The sequence below is a fragment of the Edaphobacter sp. HDX4 genome (genome assembly GCF_036877565.1).
GTDB lineage: Bacteria > Acidobacteriota > Terriglobia > Terriglobales > Acidobacteriaceae > Edaphobacter.
In genome coordinates this window covers 32014-57028 of sequence record NZ_JAEDXW010000005.1, presented here as the reverse complement: position 1 = coordinate 57028, position 25015 = coordinate 32014, and the positions used below count along the sequence as shown (strand labels likewise).

Sequence of the window (25015 nt, the reverse complement as noted above, 5' to 3'; positions counted from 1 at the left end):
AGAGTGCTGTTGAGGTTGAGTGGAGAGTGTCCGCGATCGATTGATTCGCGAAGGTTGAGAGGCTGGTTCGAGCTTCGCCCGAATGTCCCACCTTAGCGACGATGAAACTGTCGCGAAGATGGGGCACCCGGGCGGTTGCGTCCAGCTGCGGGTTAGCGATCGAGCGAGAACTGAGCGCGTCGGTTCTGCTGCCAGCAGCTCTCATTCTCCTCGGTGCAGAACTGCTTCTCTTTGCCATAGCTGATGACGCGGATGCGCGAAGCGGCTACACCGGCGTTGACCAGAGCCGTCTTGGCGGCGTTGGCGCGATTTTCGCCAAGGGCAAGGTTGTACTCTGCCGAACCTCGGTCGTCGCAGTAGCCGCCGATAACGATCTTGATGGCAGGGTGCGAGTTGAGATAGGAAGCGGCCGTCTGGGCAGAGCTCTGCGCGTCGGGACGGAGATCGTAACTGTCGTAGTCGAAGAAGACGTCCTTCACGTTCTGATGGAAGGCAGCTTCCGAACCCATGTCGCCTTCGCCGTTGCCAGCGGAGGGCGCCTGAGGAACGCGGACGGTGACGCGGACGTTCGCCTCAGTTGATCCGCCGTCGCCCTTGGCGGTCAGGTGGAAGTCGGTCGAGGTGGAGGGGGATACGGTCTGAGTTCCGTTGGCCGGGACCTCTCCAATGCCGTCGATGGTGACGGAGGTGGCATTGGTGGTGCGCCAGTTCAGCACCACGGACTGGCCAACGTCGATGGCGGCGGGGTCGGCGGTGAGGGTAGCCGTGGGTGCGGGAGCGGAGACGGGTGCGGGGCCGAGGGTTGCCGGATTCACCGCCTTGTCCTTTTTGTGGCAGCCAGTGACGGCGCTAAGGGCGGCCACGATTGCAGCCATAACCAGAGCCTTGCGGTAATTTGCGGGCGATACGTTCATTTTGGAGATTTCTCCTGCTCTTTCTTTTCTCGATCGGATGAAACTAAGGGTTTCAGGTTATCTGCGAGCACTGCAATGAAATTCTCTCGCAGGGATGCCGCTCAACTACTTCCAGCTCCAGTTTGGCATGTCGGCGCCTGGGCCAGTCAGGTTACGACGGCCTGTGCCGTCGGCCAACATACTGACGATGCGTGTGCTGGAGGCACGACCGTCAGGGGAGTTCGCAAAGACAAGGTGACGACCGTCGGGAGACCAGGACGGAAAGTCGCAACGGCCGATGTCGTGGGTCACCTGAATCCACCGCTTGGTGGCGACCTCCATGACGTAGATGTCCTGTCCGCCGGGCGCTCCGGGGCCGTACTTGCGGTCCCAGGCGAAGGCGATGAACTGGCCGTTGGGGGACCAGGAAGGAGAGGTGGCATATCCACCGTCGGTCAGCCGGGTTACGGCGGAACCATCAGCGTCCATGATGTAGAGCTGCGGCAGGTGGGTGCGACCGCTGATCCAGGCGATCTGCGAGCCGGTCTTGGGATTGAATACCGGGGAGACGTCGGGTCCGCGGAAGCTGGTGACGCGTCGCGCGGCTCCTCCGTTGGAGTCGGCAATGTAGATCTCGGGATCGCCGGTGCGGGACGAGGAGAAGGCGATGTCATGGCCGTTGGGCGACCAGGCAGGGGAGAGGTTGGTTCCGCCACCACCTGGAAAGCTGACCATGCGGTTGAGAAGGAGCGAGTACATCCGGATCTGGAAGCCCTCGCGGCCAAGTGAGGAGAAGGCGACACGGCTGTTGTCGGGCGAGACGCGAGGAGAGATGGAGATGGCGCCGAGGTGGGTGATGGCGTGCTGATTGGCGCCGTCGTAGTCCATCGCCCAGATCTCTTTGTTTCCGCCCGCGACCCTGACGTAGTAGACCTTGGTTTCGGCGATGCCGGGGACGCCTCCACCGAGGCGGAAGATGATCTCGTCGGCGAAGCGGTGCGCTACCTGGCGCGCCATCTCCTCATTCGCCTCTTCGTTGTACTGCTTGGAGAGGACCTGGGGGAACTGGGTGTTCTTGGCGTCGAAGAGAAAACCGTTGACGGTGATGCGGCCGCCGGAGCTGGCGAAGGCACCAAAGGCGACCATGGCGGCGTTGGTGGGTGCGGCGGACCATTGCGCGAGATTCATCTCTGCGGGAGCTCCGGGCGTGGCCTGCGGGAGAAGGCTCTTGGAGACGACGTCGAAGATTCCCGCGTTGGAGAGATCGTTAAAGAGGGTGGTGTCAAAGGTCTGCTTGAGCGAGGCGCCTTGGGGATCGGAGGATGTGGGCTTGAAGTCGGCTACGGCGATCCGGATGTTGGAGACGCCGGCCGAGGTCTCGGTCTTGAACCAGTCCTGCGCCCGAACTGCCGGCGAGGAGAGCAGCACGAAGAGTGCGAGAAGGGCCGTGGGCCGCAGAAGGATTTGTGCCAGAGAACGAGCGGGACGATATTTCATCTCTTTTATCGTAGACGCAAAGAGGGTACGGACGGTTATTTTGATGTGCCGCGAGCGAACCAAAATTTGTACGGCCAGGTATTTCTGCTATTTACCGGTCGAGTCTTTCGCCTTAATGGACCAAAGAATGCTGCGGCGGATGAGGTTGTAGAGGATGGGGTTGCTGTAATCCTCTTTGCGATGGCCGAGCGCGAGGTAGATCTCGCGGCTGCCGTCGAAGGTGTGGAACCACGCCAAGGGAAGCGGGTTGCGGTAGGTCTCCGGGTTGGTCCGCATCTTTTCGAGGCCGGCGAGCTTTGTGCGATCGGTGGTCAGGAAGGGATGGATGTCCGGGCCGAGGTGGTCGGTGAAGTAACACTCGTCGGTCCAGGAGAGGTCGGAGGCGAGACCTTTTGCGGCAGGGAAGGCGGGATCGGCTACGTGGATGGTAAAGGTCTGGAGACGTGGGTGCTCGACGAACTTTCCTCCAACGACCTGCCAGAAGTATGGCCACGAACGCTCTGAACCAGAGGCAGAGTGAATTGCGACGAAGCCGTGGTGGGACTGAATGTATTGCTTGAATGCGGCGCGCTGCTGATCGGTGGTGAAGGCTTCGTTGTTGCTGTTCGCGAAGACGATGGCGGCGTACTGGCTCAGGTTTTTCTCCGTGAAGACTTCGGGTGAGTCGGAGGAGTCGACGGCAAAGTGGCTCTCCGCACCCATCTTTCGGATGGCTTCGACGCTAGTCGCGATGTTGTCGTGAACGTAGCCCTTGCCGTCCGGGGTGTAGCTGCGGGTGTAGACGAGAACCTTGGGTTGCGCCGCAAGAGCGATGTGAGTGAGGCCGAGGGCAAGGAGAAGAGCGGCGAGCGCGGGGAATCTGGACACCAGAGCATTATGCGCGAATCAGCAGCGCGCGGGATGATTTGAGGCAGGTGTTCGTGGCCGGAGCTGAGGGTCAGTGTAAGCTTCTCCGTGTCATGGCGATCAATCGACGGGATCTCTTGAAGATGGCCGCGGCCACAACGGCGTGCGGTATGACTGCTCCGAGGATGCGGGCAGAGGCGCAGGTAGAGAAGGCGACGCGGGGGATGGCTGCGCCGAAGATCAAGGACATCAGCGTGATCGAGTGCGAGCCTGCCGGTTCGCGGCTGACAGTGGTGAAGATCACGACGGACCAGGATGGTCTGTACGGTTACGGATGCGGGACTTTCACGCAGAGAGCGGATCTGGTGAAACCGGCGGTCGAGAGATATCTAAAGCCACTGTTGATGGGGAAGACAACGGACCGGATCGAGGACATCTGGTGGACCTGCTATGACAGCTCGTACTGGAAGAACGGGCCGGTGCTGAACAACGCGATTAGCGGCATCGATGAGGCGCTGTGGGATATCAAGGGGCGCCAGGCAGGTATGCCGGTGTATCAGCTGCTGGGAGGCAAGGTACGCGAGGCGGTGGATACGTATGCACACGCCGATGGCGCGGAAGATGCTGATGTGGTGGCCTCGGCGAAGCGGTATTTCGGTGACGGGTTTCGCAATGTGCGGGTTCAGATCGGCGTGCCCGGGATGGCGGGTTACGGATCGAGGAGCGGGGGGCAGACGAACTACAAGGCGCTGCACGACAAGCCGTTCTTCGAGCCTGCCGTGTACATGCGGCGCGCTCTGAAGATGCTCGAGACATGCCGGGTGGAACTGGGTGACGAGGTGAACCTGCTGCATGACGTGCACGAACGCCTGTCCCCGAACCAGGCGGTCGAGTTCTGCAAAGAGGCAGAGAGGTTCCACATGTTTTTCGTGGAGGATCCGCTGTCTCCGGAGGATATTGCGTACTTCAGGCAGATTCGCGACAACTGCACGACGCCGATTGCGATGGGGGAGCTGTTCAACTCGCCGCACGAGTGGAGACCGCTCATTGAGGGCAGGCTGATTGACTATATCCGCTGCCATCTGTCGCAGATGGGCGGCCTGACTCCGGCGCATAAGGTCGCGATTTTGGCGGAAAACTTCGGGGTAAAGACGGCCTGGCATGGACCGGGGGATGTCTCGCCTGTGGGGCACATGGCGCAGATTACGCTCGATATCGTCAGCTCAAACTTCGGCATTCAGGAGTACACGTCGTTCAATGAACGGACGAAGCAGATCTTTCATGGATGCCCGGAGATGAGGGATGGATATTTCTGGGTGAATGAGGCCCCGGGATGGGGAATCGAGATCGATGAGAAGGAGGCCGCAAAGGCTCCATTTACTCCCAGCAAGAATGGATTGAACGGAGGATGGGGCGAGATTAGGCGGCTGGATGGAACTGTGATCAAGCAGTAGGGGTTCTTTGGAGGGCTACGCTCCGGCCGATGATTGTTTGCGGTATTGCTCCGATGGAGAAAGCGGAGGCTGGTGAGGGGAACCGCAGATCCTTCGACTGCGCCAATGGCGATGAGGCCGCCGTTGGCTTCGCTCAGGATGACAATTCTTTGGGGGGGGTGGCGTTTTGCTCGAGAGCTATTATCCAGGCCCTCAGGGCTGAGTGTTGAAGCTCAAGGCTGATTGTTGAGGCTCAAGGCTGATCGTTGATGCTCAAGGCTGGGTGTAGTGGAAGGTGTATTCGACGGTGATGTGGTCTCCGGCGGGGAGGGGGCCGAAGCCTTCGACGCGCTGCACGGCGCGGAGGGCGGACTGGTCGAGGGAGGGAGAGCCGCTGCGGGTCTCGAGGCGAGGATTGGAGGGCGCGCCTGCACGATCGATGTCGAAGAGGACAGTGACGCTCTTGCCCACGGAGGCGCGAGGGTCGGCCTCCTGGGTGTACCAATTCTGGGCGACGGTACGGTTGACGATATTGACGTAGTAAGCGAAGCGGCTGCCGAAGGTGCGATCCTGCACCATGGCGGAGGCGGTGCCATTCTTAAGTTCTAGGGTCGACTGCGGAATGCGGATACCTGCGGTCTCGCCGGTGGCTGCCTTGGTGGGTTGGGGCGGCGTGGGCTGCGGATGTTTGGGAGGCGCAGGCGTGGGCTTCTCCGCGACTTTGGGCGGCTTGGCCTTCTCGGGCAGCGTTACTTCGTGGGGCTCAGGTGGCGGCTCTGTCTTCTCGGGAGAGATGAGCGGAGCGGGGCTGGGATTCTCGGAGGTCAGAACGCCGGTGTCCAGCTCGCGCTGTTTTGGTGGAAGAGGAAGCGAGGAGACCATGGTTGCCTGAATCGCTCCAGCATTCGCGGCATTTTCCCCCCAGTTATGGCCGCGATTATGAAAGTAGGCGAGTGCCGCAATGGCCACGGCGATGAAGAGATGGAGCGCAAGCGAACCAACGAAGTTCTTCCGCAGATTGTCGTCTGCGAACTGCTCGTCGGGATTCCAGCTGATGTCTGCCATGTTCCGTAAGTAAGTTGCTGAGGGTTATTTCTCGAGCGGCCGGGTCACGATACTGATGTTCGTGATCCCTGCCTGCTTTACTGCATCCATGACAGAGGCGAAGGCGCCAAAGGGAACTCGTTCGTCCGCGCGAAGATAGATGACGCGTTTGGCAGGATCACCTTTCCCCGTGGTGCGCAGGCGCGCTGGAAGCTCGTTGACGTTGATGGGCTTGTCCTGAAGGAAGACGTTCTGCTCGCGATCGATGGTGACGACCATACGATCTTCCGTCACCTGGGCGACGGTGCGGGTGCGCGGGATGGCCACATCGATGCCGGACTGCAGCACGGGCGCAGTGAGCATGAAGATAAGCAGGAGCACGAGAACGACATCCACCAGTGGAGTGATGTTGATCTCTGCAAGTGCTGTCTGGGTCCTTCCCTTTGCGCTGAAAGCCATGACTAGAACGTCCTCCGGCGAGGCGCTTCTTCAACTGGCGCATAGGTGGGAGCGGGCGGCTGAGGCGGCTGTGTGGGCGTAACCATGGCGGAGTTCTCGATGGCGTTGAGAAGCTCGCGACCGAAGTCGTCCATGCGCGCTCCCTGCTCACGGAGCCGGGCGGTGAGCTGGTTGTAGCCGACGACAGCCGGGATAGCGACGACGAGACCGGCAGCTGTCGTGATGAGAGCTTCGGAGATGCCGGGCGCTACAGCGCGCAGGGTAGCGGCGCCTGCGGTACCGAGGCCGTGAAAGGCGTCGATGATGCCCCAGACGGTTCCAAAGAGGCCGATGAACGGCGCGATGGCTGCGATGGTGGCGAGCCAGGTCATCCTCGATTCCATCAGGGTGAGGGACTCGCTGGATGCAGTTGCAGCGGCGCGTTCGAGAGCGATGGGGTTGCGGGGAAGACCTCGGCCGCCGTTCTGCCGCTGGTATTCATCGTGGATCTCGTTGAAGACCGAGACGAGAGGACTGGGGCGGAATTGCTCTGCGACCGTAGCGATTTCGCTGAGACGGCTGGACTTGCGGAAGGCGCGGAGGAAGCGCTTGCTCTGCTTGTCGGCTTTGCCCAGGCTTGACCACTTGGAAAGCATGATGGCCCAGGAGAAGATGCTGGCCAACAGGAGAAGCACCAGCACTGTAAATGCAACGGGGCCGCTGTTGTGAATCATCTCGCCAATGGCGCTGGAACTTGCTGCATTGGCTGGAGGCAGGGATGCTGCGTCTTCCTGGAGGAAGTGAAGGGCGAGGGCTAGGGTCCAAACCATAGTTATCTGTCCACCAGAGGGTAGTGTAAATCGTTCGACGTTGCCCGGGGCCGAAGGTGTTCTTTTTGCGATACCCCCACAAGGGAAGAGAAGAGCGTGATTTTGCAAGAAATACACAGCAGAGAGTGCTGCGCTAGGAGGATTGCGGGGGCATGTCGCAGACAATGCTCCATGAAAGAATGAGACCAGAGGATCTTCGCGGTTGAACACTCCCGTCGGTATTTACGTCTCGATACCCTTTTGCAAGGCCAAGTGCAGCTTCTGCAACTTCGCTTCGGACGTGTTTGGTTCCGAGAGGATGGACAGCTACATAGACCGTCTGTGCCGCGAGATTGTAAGTGCTCGGCACGAAGCGCAGCGCACGGGCGCGGTGCTGGAAGCGTCGGCGGACTCGGTGTACTTCGGAGGAGGGACGCCGAGTTTGCTATCCCCGGATCAGTTCCGGCGAATCTTTACCGCTTTGCGAGGTGAGTTCCATATCTCGCAGGAAGCAGAGATTACAGTTGAGTGCGCTCCGGGACAGTTGAGTTCGGAGACGCTTGAAGCGCTTCAGCGAGAGGGAATGAATCGTGTGAGCCTGGGCGTGCAGTCGTTTGTGGATCGCGAGGCGAGGACCGTCGGCAGGCTGCATACCGGGCCGGAGTGCGAGGCGGAGATCGCTCGTCTGCAGGCAGCAGGTGTTTCAAAGACAGGACTGGACCTGATTGTCGGCTTGCCTCATCAGACGGAGGCAAGCTGGAGAGAGTCAGTAGACCGTGCGCTGGAGAGCGGCGTCGGTCACATCAGCGTGTACATGCTTGAGGTGGATGAGGACTCCCGTCTTGGCCGCGAGGCTCTCGCTGGCGGGGTCCGCTATGGTGCAGGCGATCTGCCGCATGAGGACGATGTTGCCGAGTGGTATGAGATGGGATGCGAACTCCTGCAAAAGGCGGGGACCGGGCAGTATGAGATCTCGAATTTTGCGAGGGATGGAGAGAGATCGCTCCACAACATGAAGTATTGGAGGCGGCTCCCCTATATAGGTTTTGGTCTGGACGCCCACTCCATGCTGCTGTCGGAGAATGGATCGGTGCGGTTTCAGAATCCGGACGGGATGAATGTCTACATGAACGATCCAACGGGCCCGTTTCCGATGGTTGGAGTCGAGGCTCAGGAGCGACCAGTAGAGCGGGTGAGCCGCGAGGCCGCATTTGAAGAGTCGATCTTCCTGGGACTGCGACTGAATGCGGGAGTGCGACTGACAGACTTACGAGAGAGCTTTGGCGTGGAGATGGTTGAGTCGCTTATGCCGTCGATGGCGGAAGTATGCGAGGCCGGACTGCTGACGATGGATGAGGAGCGGATCAGGCTGACGGCCAAGGGACGACTTGCCTCAAACGAGGTGTTCAGCAGATTGCTGGTTGCTGCCGCGGTCTGAGCAAGAGTTTGCAATACATGGAGACATGAAAGAATGATCGATCTGCGAAGCGATACGGTAACCCGCCCCACACAGGCCATGCGCGAGGCGATGGCGTCGGCGGAGGTAGGGGATGACGTCTACGGCGAGGATCCCACGGTCAACCGACTGGAGAAGGAGGCGGCTGCGGTTCTGAAGCGGGAGGCGGCGATCTTTGTTCCGACGGGAACCATGGGGAACCAGATCGCGATCCGCCTGCATACGGAGCATGGACAGGAGGTCATCTGTGAGGCGCGGTCGCACGTGCTTGACTGGGAGATGGCGACGATGGCGTCCTTTTCGGGGTGCCAGCCGCGCACGGTTGAGGGCGACCGCGGTGTTCTGACATGGCCGAAGATCCGGCGGGCGATCGGCCCGAAGATCTATTACCGCCAGCCGACGGGCCTGATCTGCATTGAGAACACCCACAATATGGCAGGGGGAACGGTGACCTCGCTGGAGGTGCTGGAGGAGATTTGGAGTGGAGCCCGGCAGGCAGGACTACCGCTGCACCTGGACGGGGCCAGAATCTTCAACGCCGCGACGGCACTTGGGGTGGATGTAGCAGCGTTGACTGCGGGATTCGATACGGTGATGTTCTGCCTCTCGAAGGGTCTGGGAGCCCCGGTGGGTTCGATGCTGGTGGGCAGTGCAAAAGCGATAGAACGAGCGAGGATCTTCCGGAAGGCGCTGGGCGGAGGGATGCGTCAGGCGGGTGTGCTGGCGGCGGCGGGGCTGATCGCGCTGCAGGAGATGAGCAAGCGCCTCGCAGACGACCATGCCAATGCACGGCTGCTGGCCGAGGCGGTGGCGAATGAGGCAAGCGCAGAGATCGATCTGCAGGATGTGCAGACCAATATCGTGATCTTCAGTCTTAGGGGCGAGGGGGATGCTGTCGCATTCTGCGCCGGATTGAAGCAGAGAGGCGTGCTGGCCAGTGCGATTGGGCCGCACAGCGTGAGGTTTGTCACGCACTACGATGTCAGTCGCGAGAGATGCGAAGAAGCATCCGCAATTGTGAGAGAGCAGTTGAAGGCGCTCTAAACCGTTTGCGGGAGTGAGGCGGAACTGATCACGGGTTTCTCAGGGATGAACAGGCTCACGGTAGTGCCGCGCCTGGAGTCTCCGTCATCGCTGGTGATATCGATAGAACCACCGTGCTTGTTGATGATTCCCCGACTCACCCATAGACCGAGACCGGTTCCGCGCTCTCCTTTGGTGGTGAAGAAGGGTTGAAACAGATGGGAGCGGGCCTCTTCGGGGATTCCAGCGCCGTTGTCATGAATGACCACGAGGGCGCCACCGGATGCACCGGGAGTTGCGTTCATTTCGCGGGCTTCGACACGGATCTTGCCGCCCGGGCTGCAGGCCTCGGCCGCATTCGCGATGAGATTGGTGAAGACCTGGCGGAGTTCGGCAGGGAAGGCGTTCACCATGACCGCATTGGGAAGTTGCGTCTCGACGGTGACGTTGAGTTCATGCAGGCGGTGCTCCATGAGGAGCAGGATGTCCTGAAGGCTCTCTTTGAGGTCGACGGGGACGGGAGCGCGCGACTCACGATAGAGTCCGAGCATGGCGCGGCTGATCTGGGTGACCCGGGCCAGCTCGCTTTCGGCCATCTCGATGAACTGCTTCGACTCTTCCTCGGTGACGCCGTTGCGCATAAGGTAGAGCAGATTGGAGACGGCGTCGAGAGGATTGTGGATCTCGTGCGCGATGGTCGCGGCGAGGCGGCCGGCAACGGCGAGCTTCTCGTTGGCAAGAAGGCTCTCCTGGGTCCGGCGCTCCATGGTGATGTCGCGGAAGACAAGAACGATGCCGATGATCTCTCCGGTCTGGTCACGGATGGGAGCGCCGCTGTCGGTGACGAGGATGCGGGTGCCATCCTTGCGGACAAGCGCTGTGTCGTACGCAACTCCCACGACGGTGCGCAGTCGCTTGACCTTCGCGACGGGCGTCTCAACCGTCTCGCCGGTGCTCTGGTTCACGATGTGGAAGACATCTTCGAGGAGACGGTTGGAGGCTTCTTCCTGGGTCCAGCCGGTGAGTTCGCTGGCGACGGGATTCATCATCTGAATCCGCCCATCGGCATCGCAGGTGATGACGCCGTCGCCGATGGATGTCAGTGTGGTGCGCAAGCGTTGTTCGGACTGAAAGAGCTCTTCCGCACGCCGGCTGAGAACCTCGAGAGAGGTCCGATAGGCGGAAGAGACGCCTTTGAGGCGTCCCCGGGTGAAAAGGCCGATGAGAAATCCCATACCCAGAGCAACGACGACCAAGACCTGGATGAGGGTGTGTACCTGGCGATGCCATCGCTCGATGCGCAAGGTACGGCGGGATTCTGCGCGCCGGGTGATGGTGGAGATGTCCTGGCGGACTTCGTCCATCAGGGTCTTGCCATACAGATTGAGAGTGACGTCGTTGGCGGTTCCACCGGCACGCACTGTGGCCATGATGGGCAGGGCGAATGCATCGTGCCAGTTCTGATATTCGTTGCGAAGCTCTTCGATGTTGCGCCTTTGATTCGCGTCGGATTGCACGGCGGCGGAGAGGTTGTCCAATTCGGACTGGATGCTGCCCTCAACCTGATGGAAATCGGCAAGAAACCTGTCATCTCCGGTAGCCTGAAAGCCTCGAAGGCCGGATTCCTGATCGGCGATGAGCTTGGCGACCAGCGCTGCCTGAGCGATGTTTGCATCCGCTCCCTGGATCAGCTTGACCGTGTCATTAGCTCCCCGTACCTGAAGGTAAAGAGCACCCGCGGTGATCAACAGGGCGATCACCGGAAGCAGAAAGACCTGCCGTAGGATTCGGTTGAACTCGGTTAGATTCACGTGGTCGTTGGGCCCATCGAAATTTATGGAGCAGCTACGGGCTGCTGCAGAAGGATACCGAGTTTCTGCAGAAGGACCGGAGCTCCCTCGCCCTTGGTCATGTAGAGATCGACCAAGGAGGTCACTTCGAGGGGAAGACCAATATAAGCTGACAGAAGGAGAATGGGGACACCGGGCTTCAGCTGACGCATCCGACTTGCAACCTCTCCGCCATGCATGCCGGGCATGGAGTAGTCCAGAACGACTGCGTCGACGGGTTCCTTTTCGAAGAGAGAGATGCCGGTGGCACCGTCGATCGCGGTGATCACTTTATAGCCGGCGCGTTCAAGGAGTATCTTGCGGACCTTAAGTCCAACCAGTTCGTCGTCAACACAAAGAAGAAGATGGGAGTTCCGTTCCATAATTTCATCCGATTGAAGCGACGGGCCAGTTCAGGACAGAAAGAAACGATAGCTATCTTTACTCTCTTTAAGTATACGCAGCAACACCCTGCGAAACCAACATTAACGATTTACCGTACGTTAGCAAAGCTGAAACCTGTCTTGCGCTAAGCTGTTAGACGGAAACGTCGCGTATCTAGATTGAGGTCGATCCGTTTGAGCCAGACGATTTTTCTATTAGAAGATGACACCGACATCTCCCGGCTGGTGCAGTACCACCTGGAGAGTGCTGGATTCACCGTAAAGTCCTACCCTGCTGTGGGGCAAATACTTCAGGACGCCGAGCGTCAGCCCCCGTCGCTCTTTTTGCTGGACATCATGGTCCCTGGAGGCGATGGTCTCGACCTTTGCCGGCGGCTGCGTCAGAACCCGACGCTGAGCATCATTCCGATTATCTTTCTGACGGCGCGTGCAGCCGAGAACGACCGTGTGCACGGTCTCGAGCTTGGAGCCGATGACTACATCACCAAACCGTTCGGAACCCGTGAGCTTGTTGCCCGCGTGAAGGCAGTTCTCCGACGATTTGAGCGTCCGACGGCGCCGTCTCTGGTCAAGTTCGACAATATAGAGATCGATGCCGGGGCGATGCAGCTTCGGGTCTCCGGGGAACTGGTGACTACGACGGCCACAGAGTTTCGCCTGCTCGACTACCTGGCCCGGCACCCTGGACGGGTATTCAGCCGGGATCACCTGCTGGACGCGGTCTGGGGCGACGCTCGCTTTGTCACCCCGCGGTCTGTCGATGTTTACGTGAGACGTATCCGGGAGAAGATTGAACTGGATCCCGAGACGCCGCGCTTTTTGAAGACGATGCGTGGGGCGGGGTATCGCTTCGAGATCCCGAAGTCTGTCCAGATTCCGGCTTAGGAGGCCGGACGTGAAGCGTAGCTTATTCCTTTCTCTGGCACTTTCTATTGCAGTTGCGGTGGCCGTGACCGCGCTGGCGGGCTCAACAGGTTGGATGGTGGGCGGCGGTCTGGCCGTTCTCGGCGGAGTCGGGCTTTCTCTCCTGTGGACGCGCCTGGTGTGGCGGGATCTGAACAGCCTGGAGGTTGCCGCCTCCAAGATCGGCACCGATTCGGTTGCGTCTCCGAAGTACACCTTCAGTGAGTTTGAGAATCTCGCTCACGCCATCTCGCAGACCACAGACCGTGTGGACCGGACCCTGAGCCAGGCGGCAGAGAGCAGACGAGAGCTGGAGGCGATGATCGACAGTATGCAGGATGCCGTCGTCGCCGTCGATGCTTCCGGGCGAATCCAGTGGACGAACCAGCGTATGCAGCGACTGATCCCGGGACCCTCATTCTCTGGTGCTATCCGGGTGGGTCATGCGCTGGTCCAGACCATTCGTGATCCGGAGGTCCTTGAGTGCGTCCGGATTGCTGTCGAGCAGCGCGTTCTGAGCGAGCGACACTCAACTTCTCTTCTGCCCGGAAAGATATTCGAGGTCTCCGCTTCGCCGATGCCGGGAGGAGGCGCGGTCGCTGTGCTCCACGACATTACACGCATCGAAGCAGTGGAGCGGACTCAACGGGAGTTCGTCGCTAACGTGAGCCATGAACTTCGCACGCCATTGACCTCGATTACGGGGTATGTTGAGACGCTTCTGGACCATGAAGAGAGCCTGAGTGCGCAGGCACGAGAGTTTCTTACGACGATCCATAAGAATGCCAGCCGTATGAATCGACTGACAGAAGATCTGCTGGTGATGGCGAGGGTCGAGTCGTCAGAGCAGAAACTTCATCCGGCGCCTATCCCTGCGGACCTTCTGGTACGGGACGCCGTCCAAGCGATGAGCGGGATGGTTCAGGACGAACAGGCGGTTCTGGAGATAGGGGAGGCGACGGAGTCGCAGGTGCTGGCGGATCAGGATTCCGTCGTTCAGGTTCTGAGCAACCTCATTGAAAATGCAATCAAGTACGGCAAGCATCGTGCCGATGGCCGCAGCCGTGTGGTCGTCAGCGCTGGAACGGCGGAAGACTTCGTCGAGTTCAGGGTGCAGGATTTTGGTCCCGGAATTGCGTCTGAACACCTGTCGCGTATCTTTGAGAGATTCTATCGGGTGGACAAGGCCCGCTCCCGAGAGTCGGGAGGGACCGGCCTCGGGTTGGCGATCGCACGACATGTGGTCGAAAGCCAGGGTGGAACCATAAAAGTTGAAAGCGATCTGAATGCCGGAAGTACATTTATTTTCACGCTTCCAAGAGTTGCGTGAGTGCTATCTCACCTGTTTTTCGGCGTATTCACTTCGATGTAACCTTCCCGTAACAATTGGCCTTCACACTTAAGTAAGAAGCACAGGATAGATGTAAGCACGATTTGCGAGGGGGAAGTGTGAAAAAGAGCATGATTGCGGTTGGCGTTCTGGCCTTAGCGGCTATAGGTGCCAGCGCACAAAACTTGAATGGAGCGGGTGCTACATTTCCTTATCCGATCTATTCAAAGTGGTTCAGCGAGTACAACCAGCAGCATCCTTCGGTGAAGATCAATTATCAATCCATCGGTTCAGGCGGCGGAATCCGCCAGGTCTCCGATGGAATCGTTGATTTTGGTGCCAGCGATGGTCCGATGAGCGACGAGCAGATGGGTGCCGCCAAGGTCAAGACGCAGCACATCCCTACCGTTCTCGGCGCCGTGGTGCCCGTTTACAACATCCCCGACCTCAATAAGGATCTTAACTTTTCCGGCGATGTAATCGCAGACATTTACCTCGGCAAGATCACCAAGTGGAATGACGCGCGCATCGCGAAAGATAATCCTGGCGTCAATCTTCCGAGCAAGCCTATTCTTCCTGTCTATCGTTCTGACGGTAGCGGTACGACGTACATCTTCACGGATTATCTCTCGAAGGTTAGTCCTGAGTGGTCGACCAAGGTTGGCAAGAACACCTCAGTAAGGTGGCCGGTGGGAATCGGCCAGAAAGGCAATGAAGGTGTCGCTGGAATGGTTCGCCAGTCGCCGAACTCGTTTGGCTATGTCGAATTGATCTATGCGCTGCAGAACAAGATGTCGTTCGGTTCGGTGAAGAATGCCTCGGGCAAGTTCGTCAAGGCTTCAACCGATGGCGTGACCGCAGCTGCGGCGGCTGCAGCGAAGACCATGCCGGCTGACTATCGCGTGTCGATCACCAATGCACCTGGGGCGACGTCATACCCGATCTCCAGCTTCACTTGGCTATTGGTTCCGACGCACTCCACGGATGCAAGCAAGACCAAAGCACTGAAGGATTTTCTGAACTGGATGTTGGATCACGGTGAAGCAGAGGCCTCTGGGTTGAGCTATGCACCTCTTCCGAAGCAGGTTCAGGACATGGTTCGTAAGACGGTAGCTCAGATCAAGTAGCGATTCCTTGCCGCGCGTATTGTGAGATTCAGTGCGCGCGGCACAAGTGTCTTAGCAGATACAATCACACTGAAGTCTTTTATCTCCCGCAGCATGAACATTCAAAGAGAGCACGGCATACCGCCCGTTTCTATTCCCGCGGCAACCTCCGCGGCGGAGGGGAGGCTTTCGTCACCTTCAGAGCCCCCGTCAGCGATCAGAAGCTTCCTGAACTCCCGAGGCAGCGGGAGGCTCGCAGATACGACCTTCGCCACACTGATGCTGATCTGTGCATGCACCATCTTCCTGATTGTGCTGTTTATTTTCTGGATCCTGATTCGGAATTCCCACCTAAGTCTGGTTGCGTTCGGGTGGAAGTTCTTCAGCCGAGAGGCCTGGGATCCTGTCTCCGGTGATTTCGGAGCATTGCCCTTTATCTATGGAACGCTGATGACGTCGATTCTGGCGTTGATCATGGCGGTGCCGCTGGCCCTGGGAGTCGCAATCTTCCTTACAGAGTTATGTCCGCGGCCACTGAGAGCTCCCATCTCGTTTCTCAGCGAGCTGCTGGCTGCCATTCCCAGTGTGGTGTATGGATTATGGGCTGTCTTTGTCCTGGTTCCCCTGATGAGGGACACTATCGGCCCTTTCATGGTGCGTGTTTTCGGCTGGACCGGTCTTTTCGATGGGCCGAACTTCGGTGTCGGCCTGCTGACCGCAAGCATCATTCTTGCGATCATGATCCTGCCGATCATCTCGTCGTTGACGCGAGACATCATGACTGCTGTCCCTCACAGCCAGCGCGAGGCGGTGCTGGCTCTGGGAGCGACCCGCTGGGAGATGATTCGCATCGGCGTATTGCGAAACTCGCGCATTGGGATTGTAGGCGCCATCATGCTTGGGCTGGGCCGCGCGCTCGGCGAAACGATGGCCGTGACAATGGTGATTGGAAATCATCCCGACATCAGCAAGAGCCTTTTCGCTCCCGGATATACGCTCGCAAGCGTAATCGCCAATGAGTTTTCTGAAGCGACCGGCGATCTCTATTACAGTGCCCTGATCGAGATTGGCCTTGCACTCTTCCTGGTCACTATTGTGGTCAACGCGATCGCCAGGCTGATGGTCTGGGCGGTTACTCGTGGCGCACCTGCGAGGGTTTCGTAAATGAGTAGCCATCCGATGTCCAACCCGTCACTCTCCGAACCTCGCAAGCCATCCTCGGCCAATGTTTTGCGGCGCCGGGCTGCCGATCACTTCGTTAGCGGTCTCGCAGTGCTGGCCACGTTCCTTGTGCTTGCACCCCTCGCAGCCATTCTTTTCTACCTTGTGTACAAGGGTGCTTCTTCTCTAAACCTTGCCTTCTTCACTCGTGTTCCTGCTCCGGTAGGCGAGGAAGGAGGAGGAATGGCGAACGCCATCGTTGGCTCTGGAATTATTCTGGCGGTAGCCAGCCTGATGGGCATTCCGATCGGCATCGCCGCCGGCGTCTATCTTTCGGAGTTTGGACGCGGCAGGCTACTCGGCAATGCGATCAGGTTTACGGCGGATGTTCTGAACGGCGTTCCATCGATCGTGATGGGAATTGCTATCTACTCCTTGGTCGTCAAGCCACAGCATCATTACTCTGCCTTTGCGGGTGAGGTTGCGTTAGCGATCATGATGATCCCGACGGTCACACGCACGACGGAGGAGATGCTCGCCACCGTGCCGCACGCGATTCGTGAGGCGGCTCTCGGCCTGGGAGTGCCGAAGTGGCGGACGGCGATCTCCATAAGCCTGCGCACGGCGTCTCCGGGAATTATTACGGGTTGTATGCTTGCATTCGCGCGCGTCGCCGGAGAAACTGCTCCGCTGCTGTTTACCGCATTCGGCAACCAGTTCTGGAGCTTCAATCTGAACCAGCCTATCGCGGCGCTTCCGCTGCAGATCTTCGTCTATGCGATCTCTCCTTACGATGAGTGGCATAGGTTGGCGTGGGCAGGAGCACTGGTCCTTATCGCTCTTATTATGGTTTCAGTGACGCTTGTTCGCATCTTTGCCAATCGCGGCATGCTCAAGGGGGGCAGTTAGTGGGAGTCGGTATCTTAGTCGAAGATCTGAACGCATGGTATGGGTCGACGCATACGCTGCAGGATATCAATCTGCACATTCCGGCCAATCATGCAACCGCTCTCATCGGGCCCTCCGGGTGCGGAAAGTCGACCTTTGTTCGTTGCCTGAACCGGATGCACGAGACCAACCCCATTGCCCGCGCGACGGGCGTAGTGAAGATGGGCGAACTGGATATCTATCGCGATGCCTCTCCGGTTGAGATTCGCCGGCGTGTGGGGATGGTGTTTCAGCGGCCTAATCCTTTTCCTACGATGTCGATCTATGACAATGTGGTCAGTGGGCTGAAGCTCAACGGCTTCCGCAATCGGCGCGTTCTGGATGAGACGGTCGAGAGATCGTTGCGGCAGGCTGCATTGTGGGAAGAGGTAAAGGACGATCTGAAGAAGAAGTCCGGAGCCTCGCTTTCGGGTGGTCAGCAGCAGCGCATGTGTATCGCGCGTGCGCTGGCGGTAGATCCCGAGGTGCTGCTGATGGACGAGCCTGCCTCTGCGCTGGATCCTGTATCGACCTCCAAGATTGAAGATCTGATCTTTCAGCTTAAGAGCCAGTACACGATCGTAATCGTGACGCACAACATGCAGCAGGCGGCGCGCGTGGCGGAGAATACGGGCTTCTTTCTCAACGGAAAGCTGGTGGAGTTCGACTCCACACACAAGATCTTTACAAATCCGAAAGACAAGCGTACAGAGGACTACATCACCGGGAGGTTCGGATGATGCGAGTGAAGTTCCACCAAAGCCTGGACGAGCTCAAAGAGAGGCTGCTCGTAATGGCCGGTATGGCAGAGCAGGCGATTCAGAGATCGATTGAGGCGTATCGGACACGCGATCTGAGCATCTGCGAGCTGGTGCTCCGGTCAGAACCGGCTATCAATCGGCTTGAGCGGGAGATCGACCAGATGGCGCTGGACCTGCTGGCCATGGAGCAGCCGATGGCGATCGATCTCCGCTTCATTCTTTCGGTGATCCGCATCAATGCCGATCTGGAGAGAGTTGGAGACCAGGCGGTGAACATCGCGATTCGCGTCCGCGAGATGGGAGCATTCGCCAATATCGATCTTCCGGTCGATATTCCGAAGCTGGCGGAGCTTGCATCCGCGATGGTGCGCAAGGCGCTGCAGGCCTTCATTGAAGGAGATGCGGAGATGGCCGATTCGGTCTTCCGCATGGATGACCAGGTCGACAAGATGAACGACGCCGCCTATTACGCGTTGAGCACGATGATCAAAGAGAAGTCGGAGCTGACGCCACAGGCGTTGAATGCGCTTATTATCGCGCGCAACCTCGAACGTGTCGGTGATCATGCAACAAACATAGCGGAAGATGTAATCTTCTGGGTGCGCGGAGCTGATGTGCGGCACCATGCCGCTTCTACACAATCCTAGTCAGGAGCCATCGGCCACCAGATAAAACCTGGTAGCAGAGGATAGTAGAGCGCGAGGCGGATGTGGGATGGATCCGTCGTCGCTAGCATGGTTCGTCCGTAGGCGTCGAGTTGGGCGGTGTACTTCGCGCGCTCCTGCAGGAGAAACTCATCGACATGGGATCCCGTATACTGCGTCGTCTTGTAGTCGACGATCCATAGGTATTGGTCGCCGGGTTGCAACGGCTCAGGTCCTGCACGGAAGGTGCGATCAAGACGCAGGTCCGATAGTTCTTCCTGCCATGAGGTAAGTGCTCGCTCGCTGGAGGCTTGCTGGTGCGCAGACAGCACCCATAATCCATGGCGATCGCGCAGGATTGCGGACAGGGCGGTGTGGACGCGTTCGGTCAGCCGCTCGGCAGTGCTTTGCGGGAGTCCGTGATTGCGCAATACGGCAGCTATTCGCGGGCGCCAGGTATTTATCTGCTCTGCCAATCGGGTGGGCTCGATTCCTGCTGCCAGGTCCGCCGCAAGAACCTCAAGAAACGCATGCACTGTCGTTCCAAATGCTCGTGCCTCGAACGATCCTTCCGGGCGCGTGAAGGCTCCGGTTCGATGCGAAGGTTGCTGCACTTCAGGCGTGATGAGTGGAGTAGACCGCGGGGTCGGGAGTACATCGAGTGGAAGTCGATAGAGAACAGCCTTCCGGGTTTGCTCTGCTTCAGCCGCGCGATAGGGCAGGATCTGGTTCGCCTCGTTTGGTGTGGGAAAGTTTACGACTGGTGCGGTAAGAGGACGAGCGTCCACGGCTGTGTCTACAAAGTGACGCTCGGCTGCAGCCCAGGCAGCTTGCAGGAGACTGGCGTAGTTCCTCGCAATGCTTCCGTCGCGCTTTCGGTCAGGAGAGGCGAAGAGATGAAGCTCTTCGCGGGCACGGGTGCATGCGACATAGAACAACCTGCGCGATTCGGCATCCTCGCGGGAGCGCTGGACGCGATTCATCCATTGGTTGAGAGCGTCGGAATCCTGACCCTTGCCTGCGATAGGAGCCAGGAGCATCGATGATTCACCTTCTGTCGATGTAATCTCGGCCCAGGTGAGCAATCTCGAGCCGCTGCTGCGCGGCTTCTTTTCCAGTCCGGGAACGAGCACAAGATCCCACTCGAGCCCCTTGGCGCTGTGAATCGTCAACAGGTCCACGGCTCCGCGGGCCGTGGACGTTTCGGCATAGAGCTTTGATAAGCGAGATTGGAGCTGCGTGAGATCTATGGAGCTGTTTCGCTCAAGCGAGTCAAGGAGCTCGAAGTAGGTCCGGGCGTTGCTTCTTTCTTCGCTAGTGAGTGAGAGATCGCCGCCTAAAGATCTCCATGTCCGCTCGACAAGCTCTGCTGTTGGTATGCGGGAGGATTGCTTGAGCGCAGCCTGCAGGATGGGCCAGACCCGAGCCAGCCTCTGGCAGCTTTCTTCCGTGAGTTCCTGGCCCCGCTCGAGAATGAGTTCCTCAACGGTTCGTTCGAACAGAGCCGAATCGTCAATCCCAGTGAGGGTATGAAGTTCGGCGAGCTCGAGACCGCACCACGGTGCGCGTAGAACAGCGAGCCACGCGACGCGGTCCGCAGGGTGCAGAAGCGCACGGGTGAGGGCCAGAAGATCCAGGATCTCTCTGCGCTCCGAGAGAGACTCGATCTCGACGGCGCGGAATGGAATGGGAGGGGTGTTGGTTTCGCGCTTGAGCTCCGCCACAATCTCGGAGAGATGAATGCGGGTACGGACAAGCACAGCGATCTTCCAGGGCGCTTCCTTCCCGGCAGGCAGCGGCCGCGCGCGCCATCGCTCGATGACATTTCTTATCGCGACTGCCTCCTGTCTCGCTTTTCGCCGACGTATACGCTTGTTATCGTCGCGGGAGGAGCCGACGGGGCTGACCTGCGTATGCCATACGGCGTTCTGGCTCTCCGGGGAAGCTTCCCGAACTGCTTGCGCCGCGACATAAGGAGCCTCGTCAGGATGTTCGTCGCTGATGCTGGCGGGGAACAGACGAGCGAAGTCTTCGTTGAAAGACCTCACAAGCGCCTGCTGTGAGCGGAAGTTGGAGGTGAGGTAGAGAGCTCCAAGTTCGATATCGCCTAGGCGGCGCTGCTGCATGGCGCGAATGAAGCGTTCTACGCGTGCCTGACGAAAGAGATAGATGGATTGTTTGGGATCGCCGACGAGAAATACCGTCTGGCTACGCCCATCCCATCCCTGGGTCAGGAGCTGGATTAGTTCGTACTGGCTCGTGGATGTGTCCTGCATCTCGTCCACAAGCAGATGTTGAAGGCGAGTTCCGATGACTGTCTCAAAGGCGCTACCTTCGTTCCGCAGAGCAGCGCGGGCGACGAGGCCGGGTTCGGTAAAATCGCACTCGCCGCGTTCTGCGAAGACGACCTGAAGCTCCGCCAGAGCGCGGTAGAGTATGCGAAAGAGAGCCTTCGCTACCCGCCATTGCTCGGGAGGATACTTCGGCGGAGGAAGAGTCGCTATTTCTTTCAGTGCCTCCGGAAGTCCATCGATCTCCCTAAGTTGGCCGACGATATCTTGTAACCGGCTGACCTGGTATTTATCGATTTCAAATCTAAGGAAGTTCCGCGCGAAGCTACTACGCCATGTTCCATCCTTGGTGAGCAGGAGATGGGCGAGCGCTCTCCAGTGGTCGAGATCTTCGGCCATCTCTGCCGGGACTCGACGCAAGCCTGCGCACAAAGCAATGGGGGAATCGTTGCCTTTGTACCCCTCCTGCGATCCCATCTCCGCGGCCAGCATGGAGAGATCGTGCAACAGAGGAGGTGGAATGATGCGGGAGAGCCGGGATAGAGCCTTGCATATGACTTCAGCCAGGGTCCGCTCAATGTGCGGTAACACGTGCTGGTCCAGATAATCGTCTGCTAGCAGCTCTCTCCCGAGCGGCACGAGACGGCCCCATTGGTCGCGTAGAGCCAGCATCTCAGCCAGCAGATTACGCACCGAAGCGAGATCGCCATCCCGATGCAGGAGGATCAGACGCAGTGCTTCCGTCAAGGCTGTATCGACCCCTCCAAGCTGCAGCAATGTGCGCTCTGCGGCCATGCGATACAGAGGCCCTGCGTCCGTGACAGGCGAGAAGGCGCCGCTCCCGGAGAATACGGGAAGGCCCCGCGCGATCTCTGAACAGACGGAATCGATGGTGCGAATGTTGAAGCGACGAGGATGTTCCAGCAGTCCCCAACCGAGCGCGCGGTCGCGATTGAGGACAGCGAGAGCAAACTCGCGAGTCTGACGTTCGAAGCCTTCCTTCGTGTTGTCAGGTCCGTTTGCCCTCTGCAGTTGCTCGAAGACTCGTTCCCGGATCTCTCCGGCAGCTTTGACCGTGAATGTGATGGCAAGAATCTGCTCCGGCTCTTCCACTCCCGGCAGCGCAAGTAGCTTGAGATAACGCTGGATGAGCAGACCAGTCTTGCCTGAACCTGCAGGCGCCTCAACAATCCACGATTGGCTGACATCAAGAGCGCTCTCGCGCTCGATGCTATCTGGAGGTAGCCCGGAGGGCCGATCAAGCTTTTCCGGTTCGCCTGGAAATGCGAAAAGCTCACCCATTTCCAAGGTCGATGGTCGCTTCTTCATCAAGGTCCTCACCAAAGGCAGCCGGGTTCAACCGGCATAGAATTCGTTGTCCGCAGTGAGCACATGTTTCGGGATACCGCTTCGGGTCAACCTCAGACGCGCCGCGGTGAAAAGCACCAGCGAGTTCCTCCAGAGTTGCCCTCCACTGATCTAGTTGCTCCTCGAGTGCGGCAGCATTGTTTTTTTTCGAGCTTTTGTGAGGCGTGATTTTGCCCGTGAAGCTTTCAAATGCTATATCCCTGCCGGCACGGATCTGGGCGAATGCGAGATCGGCCAGCGGCGTCTCCGGATGGGCCGCTTTGCTGATAACCGCATAGAGAGGAAGCTGCGGCTCATCGGGCCGGTCCGACTCCCAATGCGAGGCCTTGGCTCCGCCGGATTTATAGTCGATGATGATCTCGCCCTGGTCGGTTAGATCAACGCGATCGACGCGAAGGTCAAGGCGGAGAGGACCGATGATTGCATCCCGAGCATCTTCTTCGCTGGATTTAACTATGAAAGGGTCACGCCTGAGCTCGAGGTCGATCCATGTATTCAGTAGCGCTAGAAATCTAGCCCGCTGCAGGTCAACGTAGGCCCTCTCCCATTCCGTTGTTGCCGCCGCTGCGGTCTTTTGCAGACCATACTCGATCGAAGCAGCGAGGGCGGCGGAGCGCTCCTGTGCCGACATGCCCTTGAGAACCGCCTGCGAGCCGATCCGCTTCCAGAAATCTTCAAGGATGCGATGCAGTACACTTCCGCGCTCTCCCGCATCCAGGCCAAGCTCAATCTCTCGTAGCTGTGTCGAGCCAAGGCGTCGTTCCGCGAACGCTCGAAAGGCGCAAGCAGCCTGCAGCTTTAGAATCTCCGCTCCCCCGCGAACGACGCGATCAGGAAGAAGAGGGATGGGTAGAGTGTCGGAGAATTCCTCGAGGGCAAGAGGAGCCGTGTCCGGAGGAGCTGGAGCGACGGATGCAAGCGACGTTGCTTCAAGATGAAGCTGTCGCAGGGATGGTGAAGGACGCTGAATGCCTTCCGGGATGTCGACCGGGTAGCTGAAGATGACCTCTGCCGCACTCGCAGCGATCCGGGCTGTCAGCTTTCTACCGCGTTCCTCTTCAAGCGCATCATCCGCGCCTGGCATACCCAGGTCCCGCTGCAAAGACCAGGGAAGAAGGGGACTGGCAGCAGACTTTGCCGGCCAGCCAAAATCACCCGCTCCGACGAACCATATGGCGTCGAAGGTGCTCCCCGCAGCTTCGAGAGGGCCCATCACCTGCACAGGTGCCTGGTGAGATTCAGGGGCGAACATGGTTTGCTGGGTGAGGCGCTCAAGCTTCTCAACCGCCTTCGCGAATGGGACCAGTGTTCCGTCGAAGTCTAAGGTTGCCAACTCGTCCAGCGTGCTTTCCCACTTGCGGCGTACCTGGAAATCGATACTGTCCTCGCTGCTGCCTCGACCCCATCGCGCGATTTGCAACCAGTTGCGGATAGATTCGGACCAAATCGCATGGGGCCTCTGTTCGTCGGGGATATTTACGCTGGCACGTGCCATAGCTGACAGCACGTCGATGAGCCGATCGAGGTGTGGCTTGCGCCGGGATCGACGAAGAGCATCGAGGAGCGAGGGTAGAGATATCTCAGGGCGAAGCATCCTCGCTTTGCGAAGCTCGAATGCATCGAATGCTGCGCGGCGATTTCGTTCTGACTCCTCCATTGCAAACAAGGGTGAGACCAGCAGGGCGCTTACCTTCGCGACGGGGAGGGGAGACTTACACCAACGCACAAGATCGAGAGCAACGCGCACCATCGGCGTATCTGAAAGTGGAACTCCGAGCGAAAACTCATAGGGTGCCTGATGAGCCGCCGCCTGGATATCTTCCATCTCGGGCGAAATCGTCTCCCGGAAGATTCGGTCGATTTGGCTGCGTTTTGCTTCGAGCGAAGGTACGATAACGGCTATTCGCCTGGCGGGATCCTCTTCTAACATCTTCCTGGCCCAGCGTGCCGCTGCTATGAGTTCCTGGATTTCGTTCTCTGCCGAGGTGAGCAGCCTGTGATTCGCGAATATACCATTTTCAATCTGCTCCACCGACACACCCGCTGTAGTGATTGCGTCGAGAAAAGCCTGTTGCGAGGGAGCGATCTCATCGAAACCGACGAGGGCGATGGGCGCAACGGGCAGGCGCCCTTCCGTCACAAAATGCCGAAGCCTTCCTTCCAGAGCTGCACGGGGCAGGAACTTCTGCATTCGGCAGCGACGTTCGAACTCCTCTGCCCAGCGCTGAAAGCTCTTCGTGTCGGAGGTGATCCATGCGTCCCGTAATCTTTTCAGGCCGTTGTGCCGGGCAAGGCGCCGCCATGCCTCGGATGCCATATCGGCTAAGGTATCGCGGGAGCGGAGACTCGGTGGAAGCTCTGAGTCTGCTGCGATGATGCTTACCCACAGGGCGTGTTCCTGCGAGTGATTCAGCAACACATCGGAGACTTCGCCTTTGAGCAGAAGGGTGCGCCATAAACCGGTTATCCAACTCTCCCAGGGAAGGATCGCTGGAGACACCCAATTCGTGAAACCCGCTAGACGATTTCGCTCATGGAACGCATATCGGAACGTACGAGCGGCACGCTGGTTGGCCGTTACAACCATCAGGCCGCGCTCAAGGGCATTGGCGATGGTCTGAGGAAGCTTCTCCGGACGGGCAGTTGCGTGCATATATCTCAGGTTATACGCCGGATGCATCTGGAAGAAGTCTCGACCATTGGGCAGGAGACGCTCACGCGTTGATGGACGTATCATTGGAAGAGGAGTTGCCGCGTGCATCGGAAGCAGACGTTTTTTATCTTTGTCCTGGTCCTGGGTGTAGGTTTTCTTTCGCTTAGCGGCTGCCATCAAAATTCTGAGTCAAACGCGA

General features: G+C 58.7%; 20 protein-coding genes. 10 read left to right on the top strand and 10 right to left on the bottom strand.

The window, feature by feature from the left end; all coding sequences use genetic code 11:
• Positions 1-152: 152 nt before the first annotated feature.
• The 3 genes from pal to JAO29_RS06860 all read right to left on the bottom strand — a co-directional run bounded on the left by pal (position 153) and on the right by JAO29_RS06860 (position 3257).
• A complete protein-coding gene (pal, locus tag JAO29_RS06870) occupies positions 153-914 on the bottom strand; it encodes a peptidoglycan-associated lipoprotein Pal (protein ID WP_334267452.1) in 762 nt (253 codons plus the stop codon).
• A gap of 105 nt (positions 915-1019) precedes the next feature.
• Complete coding sequence (tolB, locus tag JAO29_RS06865) at positions 1020-2390, bottom strand: Tol-Pal system beta propeller repeat protein TolB (RefSeq protein WP_334267450.1); 1371 nt, start codon at positions 2388-2390, stop codon at positions 1020-1022.
• Positions 2391-2477: 87 nt separating this feature from the next.
• On the bottom strand, positions 2478-3257 hold the full coding sequence (locus JAO29_RS06860; RefSeq protein WP_334267449.1) for a ThuA domain-containing protein: 780 nt from the start codon (positions 3255-3257) through the stop codon (positions 2478-2480).
• A 92-nt stretch (positions 3258-3349) separates the two neighbouring features.
• On the opposite strand from JAO29_RS06860, the gene JAO29_RS06855 reads away from it, so the two are divergent.
• Positions 3350-4690, top strand: a complete 1341-nt coding sequence (locus JAO29_RS06855) for an enolase C-terminal domain-like protein (protein ID WP_334267448.1) — start codon at positions 3350-3352, stop codon at positions 4688-4690.
• 252 nt (positions 4691-4942) lie between these two features.
• Here JAO29_RS06855 and JAO29_RS06850 read toward each other — a convergent pair whose 3' ends face one another.
• The 3 genes from JAO29_RS06850 to JAO29_RS06840 are packed head-to-tail and all read right to left on the bottom strand — an operon-like array spanning position 4943 to position 6981.
• Entirely contained in the window at positions 4943-5734 is a 792-nt protein-coding gene (locus tag JAO29_RS06850) for an energy transducer TonB family protein (protein ID WP_334267447.1), read from the bottom strand.
• Positions 5735-5758: 24 nt separating this feature from the next.
• Positions 5759-6172 carry an ExbD/TolR family protein gene (locus JAO29_RS06845; protein WP_334267446.1) on the bottom strand — a complete coding sequence of 138 codons (414 nt, stop codon included), beginning with the start codon at positions 6170-6172 and terminating at the stop codon, positions 5759-5761.
• Positions 6173-6174: 2 nt separating this feature from the next.
• Entirely contained in the window at positions 6175-6981 is an 807-nt protein-coding gene (locus JAO29_RS06840) for a MotA/TolQ/ExbB proton channel family protein (RefSeq protein WP_334267445.1), read from the bottom strand.
• 202 nt (positions 6982-7183) lie between these two features.
• Here JAO29_RS06840 and hemW point away from each other — a divergent pair, with 202 nt between their 5' ends.
• Complete coding sequence (gene hemW / locus JAO29_RS06835; RefSeq protein WP_334267444.1) at positions 7184-8398, top strand: radical SAM family heme chaperone HemW; 1215 nt, start codon at positions 7184-7186, stop codon at positions 8396-8398.
• A 33-nt stretch (positions 8399-8431) separates the two neighbouring features.
• A complete protein-coding gene (gene ltaE, locus JAO29_RS06830) occupies positions 8432-9460 on the top strand; it encodes a low-specificity L-threonine aldolase (RefSeq protein WP_334267443.1) in 1029 nt (342 codons plus the stop codon).
• Here the strand turns inward: ltaE and JAO29_RS06825 are convergent.
• Both JAO29_RS06825 and JAO29_RS06820 read right to left on the bottom strand, forming a co-directional pair.
• Positions 9457-11250 (bottom strand): ATP-binding protein, encoded by a 1794-nt coding sequence (locus tag JAO29_RS06825; protein ID WP_334267442.1) that lies wholly within the window; start codon positions 11248-11250, stop codon positions 9457-9459. The genes ltaE and JAO29_RS06825 overlap by 4 nt on opposite strands.
• 23 nt (positions 11251-11273) lie before the next feature.
• A complete protein-coding gene (locus JAO29_RS06820) occupies positions 11274-11651 on the bottom strand; it encodes a response regulator (RefSeq protein ID WP_334267441.1) in 378 nt (125 codons plus the stop codon).
• Between the two features lie 195 nt (positions 11652-11846).
• Here JAO29_RS06820 and JAO29_RS06815 point away from each other — a divergent pair, with 195 nt between their 5' ends.
• From JAO29_RS06815 to phoU, 7 genes are all read left to right on the top strand, one after another.
• The gene (locus JAO29_RS06815; protein ID WP_334267440.1) at positions 11847-12557 is read left to right on the top strand and encodes a response regulator transcription factor; all 711 of its coding nucleotides are present in this window, start codon (positions 11847-11849) and stop codon (positions 12555-12557) included.
• A gap of 10 nt (positions 12558-12567) precedes the next feature.
• Complete coding sequence (locus tag JAO29_RS06810) at positions 12568-13905, top strand: sensor histidine kinase (protein ID WP_334267439.1); 1338 nt, start codon at positions 12568-12570, stop codon at positions 13903-13905.
• A 119-nt stretch (positions 13906-14024) separates the two neighbouring features.
• Complete coding sequence (pstS, locus tag JAO29_RS06805; RefSeq protein WP_334267438.1) at positions 14025-15032, top strand: phosphate ABC transporter substrate-binding protein PstS; 1008 nt, start codon at positions 14025-14027, stop codon at positions 15030-15032.
• A gap of 93 nt (positions 15033-15125) precedes the next feature.
• On the top strand, positions 15126-16175 hold the full coding sequence (gene pstC, locus JAO29_RS06800) for a phosphate ABC transporter permease subunit PstC (RefSeq protein ID WP_334267437.1): 1050 nt from the start codon (positions 15126-15128) through the stop codon (positions 16173-16175).
• Entirely contained in the window at positions 16176-17081 is a 906-nt protein-coding gene (pstA, locus tag JAO29_RS06795) for a phosphate ABC transporter permease PstA (RefSeq protein WP_334267436.1), read from the top strand. It begins immediately after the preceding gene.
• Positions 17081-17839: a phosphate ABC transporter ATP-binding protein PstB gene (pstB, locus tag JAO29_RS06790; RefSeq protein WP_334267435.1), complete on the top strand. Its 759-nt coding sequence runs from the start codon at positions 17081-17083 to the stop codon at positions 17837-17839. The genes pstA and pstB overlap by 1 nt, the downstream gene beginning before the upstream one ends.
• On the top strand, positions 17839-18507 hold the full coding sequence (phoU, locus tag JAO29_RS06785) for a phosphate signaling complex protein PhoU (RefSeq protein WP_334267623.1): 669 nt from the start codon (positions 17839-17841) through the stop codon (positions 18505-18507). The genes pstB and phoU overlap by 1 nt, the downstream gene beginning before the upstream one ends.
• Here phoU and JAO29_RS06780 read toward each other — a convergent pair.
• Both JAO29_RS06780 and JAO29_RS06775 read right to left on the bottom strand, forming a co-directional pair.
• Positions 18504-22124, bottom strand: a complete 3621-nt coding sequence (locus tag JAO29_RS06780; RefSeq protein WP_334267434.1) for a UvrD-helicase domain-containing protein — start codon at positions 22122-22124, stop codon at positions 18504-18506. The genes phoU and JAO29_RS06780 overlap by 4 nt on opposite strands.
• Positions 22090-24993: a PD-(D/E)XK nuclease family protein gene (locus tag JAO29_RS06775; RefSeq protein WP_334267433.1), complete on the bottom strand. Its 2904-nt coding sequence runs from the start codon at positions 24991-24993 to the stop codon at positions 22090-22092. Before JAO29_RS06775 ends, JAO29_RS06780 begins: the two co-directional genes overlap by 35 nt.
• Positions 24994-25015: the final 22 nt, after the last annotated feature.